Origin of the sequence: Streptomyces caelestis, from assembly GCF_001279005.1 — a bacterium.
Lineage (GTDB): Bacteria > Actinomycetota > Actinomycetes > Streptomycetales > Streptomycetaceae > Streptomyces > Streptomyces heliomycini.
Window position 1 is genome coordinate 1 of record NZ_LGCN01000196.1, and the last position, 12,407, is coordinate 12,407.

A 12,407-nucleotide genomic window follows, 5' to 3' on the forward strand; every position below is an offset into this window, starting at 1 on the left:
AAGGCCCTGCGGGCGATCCGGTCCGCACGGTCCGAAGTCCGTCACCGTGTCTGGTCGTTGGCCGGTGAGAACGCCCCGGACACCGACGGTCAGGTCACCGTCGATCTCGACGGCGTCCTCGTGGTCGCGCACTCCGACAAGGAGGACGCGGCCGCGGCCTGGAAGAAGACCCACGGCCACCATCCGCTGACGGCCTTCGTCGACCACGGCCCGGGCGGAACCGGAGAGCCGGTCGCCGCCCTGCTCAGGCCGGGGAACGCGGGCTCGAACACGGCCGCCGACCACATCACCACCGCCCAGCTCGCCCTGGCCCAGCTGCCCAAGCGCTACCGGCGAGGGCGGCAGACGCTGATCCGCACGGACTCCGCCAGCGGCACCCACGACTTCGTGTCCTGGCTCGCCAGGCGAGGACGATGGCTGTCCTACTCGGTCGGCATGACGGTCACCGAGGTGATCCACGAACACGTGCTGAAGGTCCCCGCCCCGGCCTGGACGGCGGCCGTCGAGACCAATGGCGAGGTCCGTGACGGGGCCTGGGTCGCCGAGCTCACCGGCAAGCTCCTGGACGGCTGGCCGAAGGGCATGCGGCTGATCGTCCGCAAGGAACGGCCTCACCCCGGCGCCCAGTTGAGGATCACGGACGCGGACGGCATGCGGATCACCTGCTTTGCGACCAACACCCCCGGCCGGCCGATCGCCGAACTCGAGCTCCGTCACCGGCTACGGGCCCGGGCCGAGGACCGGATCCGGGCCGCCCGGGCCACCGGCCTGCGCAACCTGCCCCTGCACCGGGCAGCTCAGAACAAGGTCTGGCTCGAGATCGTCCAGATCGCCCTCCCGCCAGGCTCTGGGAACCCCGCCGCCTGCGGCTCCGCCTGTTCACCGCGGCCGGACAACTCGTCATCACCGGCCGCCGGCGGATCCTCCGCCTGGCCCGGCACTGGCCCTGGAGCCGCCACATCACCACCGCACTCGACCGGCTCGCACTCCTGCCGAACCCCGGCTGACCAGCGGATCCACCCGTCCCTACGAGAGCCCTTCACCATCCGGAGCAGTGGAACCCGGCGCCACCCCGAGACGACACTCGGGCCCTCGGCCTGCACGGACTCAACTCAGGACACGGATACGGGCCACCGACTCGGTCGGCGGCCCGTCACGAAACTTCGAGGCTAACTACTGCCTGACTTGATCTTGCTTTCGTAGTCGGTGATCACGTCCTGGAGGGCGTCGATCGTGCGAGGTGGGTGGGTCCGGCGGGGTTGGGTGAGGGCTGCGGTGATGTCGGGGGCGGCGGCGAAGGCCAGCAGGGGCATGGTGCGATGGGCGTGGTAGCTCAGGGTGTTGCGGTCCCGGCCGAGCAGTCGGGCCGTCAGGGTGAGAGTGACGGTGTTGCGGCGGTTCAGGACGGCGGCCAGGACGCGGTGGCGGTGGTCGAGGAAGCCGAAGCCGGGGTTGTATCCGCGCCGGTTGAGGCCCTTCCTCTTCTCCCGCTCGGCCTCGGCCAGGACCCGGCGGCAGGGTTCGAGTTCCTCCACGAGCCGGTCGAACAGCTCGCGGGACATGCCGGTGAGGGCGGGGTGCGTGAGCAGGTGGGTGGCCTCGGCCGGGATTGGCGGTGCCTTCGCCCGGTCCGGCTCGGGTGGCGGTGCCGTCTGGGGATCGTATGGGGCGATGGTGTAGTTCCACTCGCCGTGGAAGTCGTCGCGCTGGACGCGCCGCAGGATGGCCTTGCGCTCGTCCTTGGTGAGCGTGCGTCCAGTGGGGTAGTCGTTCTCGTCGAGGGCAGCCTTGACGGTCAGTCCGGTGCGGGTGCGGGTGCGGGTGCGGGTGGCCGAGATGCTCTGGAGCAGTATCTCGTAGCTGCTCAGGGGCCGTCCGCGCAGGCTGTGGGTGATACGGGAGAACAGACGGTGCTCCACCTTGTTCCACTTCGACGTTCCCGGTGGAAAGTGCAGGACGGTGATGGTAAGTCCGCACTCGTCGGCGAAGGCGGCCAGGTCCATTTTGAACAGGTGGGAGGCTGCGGAGTTGGCTCCTCCGGAGTCTGCGGTGGTCAGCAGCCGGTTCGCGTCGGGATAGTCCTGCCGGCCCTGCTGGCTCCACCAGCGGCGGAGGGACTCCACCGCGAAGGCGGCGGTGTTGTGGTCGGTGCCGACGTTCACCCAGCCGGTGTCCTGTCCCAGGTCGTAGACGCCGTACGGGATTGCGACCGGGGTATCGGGGTCCACGAAGTCGTGGTCCGGGGCCGTGATCGGCACTCCCTTGGGGCGGTAGGCGCGGCCCGCGCGGGCGAAGTCGCCGATCGGCTCCTTCTTCTTCGCATCCACGCTCACCACCGGCAGTCCCTGGGACAGGAACCGCTCGGCTGTGGCGTTGATGTGCCGGAACTGGGCGTCACAGTCCGGGACTTGACTACCGGCGCGTGTCTTCGCCATGCCCTGGAGGCTGAAGCCCATCGAATGCAGCAGGTTGCCTACGGCCGGGGCGCTGACCGGATGGCCTGCCGCGGTCAGTTCCCGGGCCAGGTCACGCAGCGAGGCCGTGGTCCAGCGCAGCGGGGAGATCGGGTCGCCGATCTCCTGCGGCTCGATCAGGGCCGCGAGTGCCGGCACCAGGCCGGGATCACGTTCGGCGGCCGACTTGCGTCCGCCGCCGGGGCGGCGCACCCGCCCCAGTACCGGTGTTCCAGCCGCGAGTTCGTCGCGGCCCCTCGCGATGGTCGACTCTGACACCTCCGCCATCCTGGCCACTGCGGTGATCCCGCCGTGCCCGAGCGCGGCAGCCTCGGATGCCAGATACAGGCGGCGCTGCCGCTCGTCCAAGTGCGGAAGGATCGCCGCGAACTTCACGTCGAGTACTGCCAGGGTTGCTTCCGGAATCCCCACAGATGTTGACTTACCACACCATCAACCTCAGCGGGCCCGAATCCGGCAATAGTTAGTTGACGGCTCCTCATCGTGTCGTCTCCCGCGCGAAATAGGCGGCGGTCTTCCGGAGGATCTCGTTGTCCTCCTTGAGCCGGGCGTTCTCCCGCCGCAGACGTCTGAGCTCTTCCTTCTCGTCGGGAGTCATACCGGCATCACCCCCGCCGTCCGCGTCCAGGCCGGAGGCTCTGGCTTGCAGGAACGCGCTCACCGCGGCGTTGAAGGCGTCGCCGTCGAGGCGGCCGAGCAGTCGCATGACCGTGGTGAGGTGCGGCACCGTGACCGCCTTGCTGAGCGGGTCGAACGCGAAACCGAGGGCCAGAAGGACCCAGCGGGGCGCGTCCGATCCACTCGGCGATCGCGGTCAGGGATCTCGCACCGGCCAGCACGCTCGCCGCGGCCGTCACGATCGCCGCCAGCGGGAACCGCCGGCCACGGCGGTCGCCCGGATCCGGCAGGCCCGCGAAAAACCGGGCCAGGCACACCGCGTCGGGCAGTAGCTGCGGTGACGGGGTACGGGCCAATTGCTCCAGCCCCGTTGGCATAGGAGAAGATGAGACAGCAGGCACGGTCTTCGGTTGTGGTCACGTGAACTCGACACTCACATGATCAACGAGGCTGTGCCTGCACCTGTATCCGGGCCTCGCGACAGCCCAACACCGGGCAACCTCACTCAACCCGCGACCTTGCAGAGTCCCTGGGAGGTACGCCCTCTCCGCATGGCGTGGGCAGCAGGCCGGCCCCGGTCCCGCGCGTGCGGGTTACGGGGCCGGACTGCCGTCAACGACGCGTCAGCATTCCATCGGCTCTCCGTCCAAGGAGGACTCGACGCTCATCAGGAAGGTCCGCGTCGACTCGAAGCGCAGTCGAAGGAGAGCCGGCGCGCCCGCCAGGTCCTTGTCGAAGCAGACATCGAAGGGCGCCTCCGACGCACTCGCTTCAGCGGATCCCGGACCGCTCGGCATCCAGCCACTCTTCTCCGCCGCCTGCCGGTAATGGATGACGACGGCTTCCCGACCACCGTTGAACCGGTAGTAGCGGTCGATGGCGAGCCAAGGCGCACCACTGTCCTCCATGCACTCGCCGCCGGCCTCCTCATGTCCCTCGAGAAGGGCGGCGCCGGCGGGAGGTGGCGGGACGACGGACGCCGAAGAGACCTGCGCCATGCGCTTGCCACTCTTCTCGCAGCTGACTCCCATTCGGTCCAGGAACAGGCCACCCCCGAGGAAGTAAGCCGCTCCGAGCTCCCCAGCGCACAGAACCGCCACGACTGACACGGTGAGGGACACGAACGGTACCCGTGACTTCGTGGGGGCGCGCCCGCCTTTCGGCACGTCTTCCCGGACCTCATTTGTCGTCACTTGAGATACCCCCTCCGGTAGAGCCAGTCGCCCACGGCGTAGAGGTAGCCGAGGAGCTGGCCCCTTCTGTGGAAGCGTGCCATCTCCCTCCTGTTCCAACTGCTGGAGGCGAAAGCACGCGCCTGGCGGTTGTTGAACTGGTCGGTCCTCGTGTCGCAGCGTCCCCTGCGCGGGCACTTCTCTCCCCACTCGTGTGCGTCACCAAGGCGCTTGGCCGCCCTCGCGCCGTACAGGAAGGTGAGGCTCGCCTGCCACATGAAATGCCGGATCGCGTTGTTCCTGCGACCCCGGCCTGTCATGCGCAACGCCATCCCGGAAATCGTGGAGGCGACGACACAGTTCCGGTAACCGAGGCTCATGCACGCCTTGGCCTCGATGGCCTTCTTCTTCGCCTTCTTCGAGATCCGGCCGTCGAGATCATACTGGTTGACCGGGTCGCCGTTCCCGTACTCGTAGGCATTGGCGCTTCCGCCGGGGACCGGGTCGGTCGAGAGGAAGCGGCCGTTCTCTGCGTTGTAGAGGCGGACTCCCATAAGGACAAGGCCACTGAGCGTTTCGGCCGAGCGTTGCTCTCCGCCCAGCCAGTGATAACGGACGGCTGCCCGGTCCGTCCGGGAGTTGCCGTATTCGTCGTTGTCCAGGGCGACGGGTGCGTTGTCGGCGTCCAGAGGGAGTTGCAGGGCGACATCGCCGTGGATCGTGGTGAGGAGCAGAACCGTGCCACCCGACTTGTCGGTGGTGGCGACGAAGTCACCCGCTGTCGACGTCACATGACGCGTCAGTTCGCCCGTGGTGGTGTCCTCAGTGATCCACCGAGGGCTGTCGCCGTCGTCACCGTAGTGGTTGACCTTGGACGCGGTTTTCGTCCATGTGGTGCCACTGCTGGTCTCGACCGTCCAGGACCGCAGTCGCATGGTCGCGTCGAGTTGCCAGGTTTGGCGCTTACCGTTGGCGGTCTGCCGGTGGACGAGGTCGTTGGTGTAGTAGCCGATGGTGCTGCCCGGCAGGGCGGTGGTGCGACCGAAGGCGTCGTACGTGTACCCGGAGTCGACGAGTCGGTCGGCGCTGTCGTAGCTGTGGGTGGTGGTGGTGGCTCCGCTCGAGGTACAGCCGCTGCCGGGCCCGGCGGTCGAGGTGGCCAAGGATGTGCGGTTGGCGCGCTTGTCGAAGGTGTAAGCACGACGGGTGCAGACCTCGCCGACGGTGTCGTCGACCCCTGTCAGACGGCCGGCCTTGTCGTAGGCGTACTTCTGGGCGGACCAGCCCTGGTGACTGGTCACCTGACCGTGGACGGACTCGGCGACGGTGTCGGTGTAGACGGTGGCGCCGTCACTGTTGCGGGTGTAAACGCGCGAGGATTCCGAGCCGGTGGTGTCCTGGGCAACGGTCAGCGTGTAGCCGCCGGGCAGGCTCTCGGTGGCAAGGGAGCCGTTGGCATCGTAGCCAGCGGAGAACTCACCCGCGACGGAGTCGGTGGCCTTTGTGGCCAGACCGCGAGGTTCGGCACTGTGGTCGTAGGTGTAGGTCACCGTCGAGGGAACGGTGTCGCTGATCTTGACCGGGCGGTCCAAGTGGTCGTATTCGCTGGTTGTCCGGCCTCCGTCGGCGTCAGTGTAGGACATGAGGCGACCGAGCTTGTCGTAGGTTTTGGTGATAGTACCGGCCGTCGCGGAAGTCACCTTGGTGACCATGCCCGTCGCCGGATCGTAATTGGTGGTCGACTCCGGGGCCATCTGTCCCGGGCCGCCAGTCACCGTGGTCTTCAGCGGCCGACCCGCCGCGTCGTGCGTAATGGTCGTGGTACGAGTCGCGCCGTTGGCGGTGTCGGTAACTTGGGTAGTCTGGCCGTAGTAGCCGTACTCAGTGGTGGTGTCCACGAGTTCGGCGGGCTGGGAACCACCGCCAGTGGCATTACCAGCTGGACCGGTCCAGCACACCAGGTCGGCCCATTCCGGACGCCCCTTGCAGAAGCCGGTTCCATCGGCAGCCCAGTACTCGGTGATCTGCGTGACCGCGTCCTCACCGGTGCCACCCGGCATGACGTGGGACGTGATCCTTCCCCGAGCGTCGTAGCCGGTGCTCGTCGTCAGGTTCAGACCGCCTGGATCCTGAATGCTGAGGGTGGGGAGTCCCTTGGCCCAGTCGTACTGTGTCTCGGTCAAGCGTTTCTCACCCATGACCGAGTAGTGGTCGCGTATCCGGGCACCGCTGATCTCGAGGGTGACCTGGTCCTTGACGGTGGCGGTGCCGTCGGTGGGCCGTCCCGTGTCGTACTCCTTGACCGTCCAGGAACGGGCGGGCACCGAGGTGCCGGAATCGACCAGGACGGTGGTGCCGTCCTTGAGGTCCGTGGTGAGCTCCACGCGGTGGATCGGGCCGAACTCCTCCTCCTTACGGGTACCGGACTCGTTGTAGTGGGAGGTGGTAGACAGCAGGTGAGCGCGTTCGGCCGCGGGCCGGGAGATGATGCCCAGGTCGGTCAGTGTGGCCTTCTGCATGCCCGTGGTGCCGAGCGCCAGCTCACGGTTGGCCGCGGTCAGCTCACGGACCGCGTTGCCGAATCGGTCGTACTCGGCGGTGGTGACGTTCCCAGCGGGATCTGCGTTGTTCACTTGGTGACCGGAGGCGTTCAGGTAGTGCACTGTGGCACGGCCGTAGCCACCGGCGGTGAGGTCCGCGCCGTCATGGGACAGCGGCACGGAGTCCGCCGGGAAGACGGCGGTGGCGTCGCTCGGTGCGTCGGCTTGACCCCACTTGGCGACATCACCGGTGCCCATGGCGTGGGGCGCCTTGGTGCCGGTCAGTGGAACGCCGTAGACGATACTGGTTGTCGCGGTCCCGTTGATGGTGTCCGCTGTGCCCTGCTGCAGCGTGGGGCGGGCGACCTTTAGCAGCATTCCCGCGCCGGGGGTGGAGCCGCTGCCCGCGTTGCCGTAGGTGAGAGTGTATGGCAGTTCTCCCGGGGGTTCCATCCAGGTGACGCGGCCCTCGTAGTAGGCGTACTGGGTTTCGGCCTGCGCGCCGATGCGCGGGTCCCAGGACTGCCGCAGCCGCCCCTGGGAGTCGTAGCGGTAGGTGGCCACGGCGGTCGCGGTCGCGGCGGAGGCGCCAGGCTCAGTGGCCCAGAGCCTGATCTGCTTGACCTGGCCGGTGAAATCGCCGAAGTCGGCGTCGGTGGTGGTGCCAGTGGCCGTGGTGGCCGTGGCGTAGACAAATTCCAGGACCCGGCAGCCCTTGGTGGACTGATCGGCCTCACACGCGGCCGCGGTCGCGGCAGACGTCGGGGCGATGATGCGCTTGGGGCGGGCCAGCGTTTCGCCGCCCATCGTCAGGGTCTCCGACACCACGGTGGTAGTGGAGTCGGCAAGGTCGTCCACGAGACTGCTGGAGACCTGCCATGTGGTAGCCGTCGAGGACGGTTTGGTGAAGGTGGTGACCGTGCCCTCAGTGTCGGAGAGGGTGAACGAGCCGCTGACGCTGCCCTTGAGTGTGAGGCCACCCGTCCCCGGCTCGGGGATCCAACCGGTCTTGGCGGCGTTCGCAGTGAAGTGGAGGGCATCCCCCTCCTCCAGTACCACGTCGACCGCGGTGTCGGAGACCCTGCGGATGTGGGAGTAGTCCGACTCCGTCATGTCCGCAACCGTGCCTGCCACCCATTCCTTGCCGAAGATTGCGGCCTGGCCCTCTTGCTTGGCGCCCTGATCGGGATTCCGCGAGGAAGCGGTCCGCGTCACCGTCATGCCGAAGAAGGAGGCGTCGGTCTCGGAAAGGGTGTAGTCACCGGTGAGCAGGTTCACCGAGCCGGGACCCACTTCGGTGGTGGCCGCGCCCTCGGCATTGCGGTCCACGACGACGGTCAGCGGAGCGGTGCTGTCAGCGGCCAAATTGGGGCCGGTGAAATCGGCCTTGATCTCGACACTGCCGTCCGGATTCACCGTGTCCGTGGCATTCCAGACCACAACGGCATTCTTGCCGTTCGTCAGAGGTACTGGCCACTCGGTCAGTGCACTGCCACCCGAGGTGACGTCGCCGACGGGGATTTTTATCCATGCGTCAGCCTCGGAACGCCGCCAGGAGAACGAGACCTTGTCGTACGTGCCCGCCTCGGCCTCGGCGACCAGTGGCAGGCGGCGCGCGGTCCGCTCTCCCGCGGACGGCTGAACGAAGCCGCCGGAGCCAGCGTGGAAGACGTACTCCTTCGCCTCGGACTTGTTGTCAGCCTTGTCCACCGATCGCACCTGCAGGGTATGGGTACCGTTCGTCGGCGGAGTGACGGAGATCGCCTTGGTCGCGCTGGAGCCGCCGGTGGCAACCTTGGTCCAGGTCATACCGTCCAGCGACCACTCCAACCAGTTGTGGTCCGTGCCAGAGGGCGGGGTGACGGTGAACGTGCCGGCCTGCCCCTCGCCCTTGACCCAACTCCCGCTCGGATAGTCGGTGGAGGTGATCTGCGTCGGGGCGGACGGGACCGAGGTGTCGACGGTGAACGTCCTCCACGCCGACCAACCGTTGTTGTAGTGCGTCCCGTCGTAGGGGGACGTGCGGAACTTGTACGTCTTGCCGTTGCTCAGCATCCCCGACGGGACCGTCACCGACGCCGCGGAACCCGATGCCACGTACTTGGAGACGATGACGTCGCCGACCTGCGCGTTGGTGACATTGTCGTAGATCTGAAAGGTGCCGTTGACCTTGTCACCGTCGGCGTCGACGAAGGTGTCGCGCAGCGTCGGCGTGGCCGTGTTGACCGCGTAGGCGCCGCCGGAGGAGAAGAACGGCGGTCCGGCCTCCTGCTTGGTGCCGGTCTTGGGCCGGAAGTTGTAGTTCACCACCAGCTTCGGCGGGTTGGAGGCGGCGTTGGCGGAGTTGACCCGCTTCCACTGCGCGACCACCGACTCGCTGGAAGCCTGCAGGCCCATGTGGCCGCGGCTGGTCTTGGCCGACGCCCATTCCTGCACCAGTGACGTCACATCCGCGTTGATCCAGCCGTCGGGCTGCGTCGAGCAGGCAGTGTTGCCGCGGGTCTCGGTCGAGGTGGCCTTTTTCGCGGTCATCGTGGGGCGGTTGGTCCACCGGCTGGAGGTCGAGGCCGCTCCGGAAGACCACACCTCCCACGGGTAGAGCTTGCAGTCGGTGTTGGCGGAATGGAAGTTCCACAGGGACAGCTTGGCGCTGGAGACCAGTGCGTCCTGCAGGCCCGCGGTGTTCCAGGTGATGAAGGACTGCGCGGTGCGCGGCGTGCCGTTGCTGTTCGTGGTGCCGGGGTTGCCGAAGTCCAGCTCGGTGTCGGTGGACAGGTCGACGGTCTCGCCCTGCTGCACGTAGGTGTCGAAGACGTTCGACAGGGACGACGTCGACGGGTCGATGGTGACCGGGTACTTCGTCTCCGGATCCGTCAGGAACTTCGCGTCCGGAGTGACGACCAGGTCCACGCCGTCCTTGGTCTTGACGACCTTCATGGCGACCCTGGCCCGGTTGGTGTGCTCACCGGAGCGCTCGTCGACGCCCGCGTCCCACATTACTGGCGCGGGCATGACAGCCCGCTTCCTGCTCTTCTTGTCAGTGAAGAGCACACTGCCGTCCTTGAGCTGTTTGGTCTTCAGCCCTTTGGCTCTGAGTGGCAGCGTGTAGGAGTAGCCGTCCGTGCCGGGGCGCTGCTTGAGCTCGACGTACTGCTCGAACCCGGTACGGGTCGCCTCCACCACGACGTCGGCACCGGGCACAGCGTTGGTGTACTCCGCCCGCGTGCCGTCCAGCTTCGGCTTGGGCAGACCGCCCTTCCACTGCAATGTGATCTGCTCGTCGCCCTCACCCAGCGTCACCAGATCGACGGCCTCGGCCTGCTGTGCCGCCTTCAGTGACTTCGCCGGCGTGCCCGTCCGCCCTGCCATCCGCAGCTTGTTGGGGTGGGCCACGGGGGCCACCCCGTCGTCCGAGGCGCGCAGATTCACGTCGACATTGACCCAGGTGCTGTCCTGCTTGAAACGGACCGGACCCGCCGACAGCTCCGTGGTCAGGCTGCCGTCCTTGTTCACCCACGTCGTCGACGTCTCGGTGCGTTCGCTCAGCGCCTCTACCCGCCGGCCCGACAAGCGGGCCGCGACCTTGGCCGACGCGATGTCCGACGCAGCGGACACCCCCTCGGCCTGACTTCCCTTCCCCGTGCGGTCCGCATCGGCCGGAGTGGCCGCCCCAGCCGCTCCCTCCAGCATCGCCGCCGACAGGAGAACAGCAAGCCCGCCTGATATCCAGCGCAGACTTTTGCTTTTTTCATGCCACACCCGCCCTCTCTCCTCAGGGGGAGGCAGCGCCACTTCAGATCTCACGAACCCATCTCCGTCTTTTGTAAGGAAACCGTGAACGACTCGAAAAGTAACCAGGGACGCAAGATGATCAAGATCACTAAAGGTGCAACTTGGACACCGCTCCTCCCGTTCACCCACGTGATCCTGATCACAGTAGGTAATGCGATGGATTCGGAAGCTCTACCTCCGCATAATCAAATCAGCCAATGAGGAAATAACGAGCCAGTTGAGTTGGCCAGAAAACATCCCTTGCCGCACTCGCCATTGCCCCCTCCCTGGTCGACCACGGCTGCGCTCTCACGCCAAGCGCGCGTCCAGAGGTAAGCTCCCCGCACGCATGCTCTCACCAGCAGCTTCGTCCACACGCAGCCTCTGCCTCGTGAGTTTTCAATCAGTAAGAAAAGCACCGGAACGGCATCCACATGAGCCCTCGTGCGCCATTCATCTGTGCCTGCATCTTCGTCGCACTCACCTGCGCCGCAGCACTTTTTACACTTGCCAAATACGGCACCCGAATGGCCTTGAATTTTACCGCCCCCACACTCGGATCATTCGTTGCCGTATGGCTTACCCGCCGTGGAACACGTACTCGCGCAAGAAGAGCCCAAGCTGCTAGACGCGCCACTCTCTCTCCTGAATTTTCCACAATTCACATAGATGGAAAAACTCGCCCTCAAAAGGTCGAGAATTAGCTCTGAAGTACCGCACTGCCGTGATTAATTGGTTCGAGGGTGGCGGCTTACGGCTGAACCCGTAACGCGGCAGGGCTCCTGGCCGTTGCGGCTGGTGATCTTGCTCGCCAACGTCACAGCACAAGAACCCTGTTGGTCCCATATCGAGCCATGCTCGACGTCCCGCACGAGGCCGTTGAGCGCGTTTCCTGGCTCATATGTGCCCGAAGGTGTGAGCTGAAAAGTCGTATCTCAACCAATGAGCTGTTTCCAACCTCAGTTTGAGCAGGTCAGGTGCAGGGTGAGGACGGCCTGAACGAGGCTGGTGATGCGGGTGGTGGAGCATCGCAGCTTGCGCAGGAGCCGCCAGGTTTTGAGGGTGGCCATGGCCTGTTCGACGAGCGCGCGGATCTTCGCGTGCGAGCGGTTGACGGCCTGCTGTCCTGCGGAGAGCGTCTCCCAGCGACCCCAGTAGGGCAGCCGTATGGTGCCGCCGGCGCCCCGGTAGCCCTTGTCGGCCCAGCATTCGACGCCGGCTTCGGCCAGGGCGTCGATGATGCCGTGGGTTCGCGCGGCCTTGATGTCGTGGACCGCTCCGGGCAGAGCGGGCGAGGCCCACAGCAGTCTCCCCGCAGGATCGGTGATCACCTGCACGTTCATGCCGTGCTTCTTGTGTTTCCCGGAGTAGAAGGGACGGTCGGCCGCGATCCGGTCGATCGGCAGCAGCGTGCCGTCCAGCATCACGAATGCCTTGGTGGAGGCGGTCTTCATGGCCTCGGCCAGGGTCGGTGCGAGGGAGGCCAGGGCATCGATGGCCTCGGCGATGTATCGGTAGGCGGTCGTGGTGCCGACGCCGAACCCGGCGGCGAGCTGGGCGTAGGTATGGCCGGAGCGCAGGTGCGCGAGAACGAGCAGGGCCTGGCGGCCCACGCTCACGCGGCGCCAACGTGTTCCGCGTTCCTGGCGACGGGCCCGCAGGAGAGCGGACAGGTAGCGCAGGGTCGAGGTGGACACATCGATGCCGGAGGGGTAAACAAGCACGTGGAAGCTCCTGTTGGACAGGCGATCTTGGTCGTGAACCCGTCTACCAGGAGCTTCTTCACGTCCGGACACCGCCCCTCCAGCCCAACTACCCACTCACCCGGTCAG

Annotated in this window: 5 protein-coding genes and 1 pseudogene; 1 reads left to right on the forward strand and 5 read right to left on the reverse strand. The window is 66.5% G+C overall.

Going from position 1 to position 12,407, the window contains the following annotated elements; all coding sequences use genetic code 11:
• Nucleotides 1-1,007: pseudogene (locus tag ADK41_RS17875) on the forward strand (IS1380 family transposase); the annotation flags it as partial.
• A gap of 162 nt (nt 1,008-1,169) precedes the next feature.
• On the opposite strand, the gene ADK41_RS17880 reads toward ADK41_RS17875, so the two are convergent.
• The 5 genes from ADK41_RS17880 to ADK41_RS17900 all read right to left on the reverse strand — a co-directional run bounded on the left by ADK41_RS17880 (nt 1,170) and on the right by ADK41_RS17900 (nt 12,299).
• Nucleotides 1,170-2,885, reverse strand: a complete 1,716-nt coding sequence (locus ADK41_RS17880) for an ISAzo13 family transposase (protein ID WP_030822157.1) — start codon at nt 2,883-2,885, stop codon at nt 1,170-1,172.
• A 67-nt stretch (nt 2,886-2,952) separates the two neighbouring features.
• Nucleotides 2,953-3,201 carry a hypothetical protein gene (locus ADK41_RS44280; RefSeq protein WP_051843032.1) on the reverse strand — a complete coding sequence of 83 codons (249 nt, stop codon included), beginning with the start codon at nt 3,199-3,201 and terminating at the stop codon, nt 2,953-2,955.
• 514 nt (nt 3,202-3,715) lie between these two features.
• Nucleotides 3,716-4,285 carry a hypothetical protein gene (locus ADK41_RS17890; RefSeq protein ID WP_158717644.1) on the reverse strand — a complete coding sequence of 190 codons (570 nt, stop codon included), beginning with the start codon at nt 4,283-4,285 and terminating at the stop codon, nt 3,716-3,718.
• A complete protein-coding gene (locus ADK41_RS17895) occupies nt 4,282-10,506 on the reverse strand; it encodes a DNRLRE domain-containing protein (RefSeq protein WP_420706733.1) in 6,225 nt (2,074 codons plus the stop codon). Before ADK41_RS17895 ends, ADK41_RS17890 begins: the two co-directional genes overlap by 4 nt.
• Before the next feature lie 1,028 nt (nt 10,507-11,534).
• Nucleotides 11,535-12,299: an IS5 family transposase gene (locus ADK41_RS17900; RefSeq protein ID WP_030822168.1), complete on the reverse strand. Its 765-nt coding sequence runs from the start codon at nt 12,297-12,299 to the stop codon at nt 11,535-11,537.
• Between the last annotated feature and the right edge of the window lie 108 nt (nt 12,300-12,407).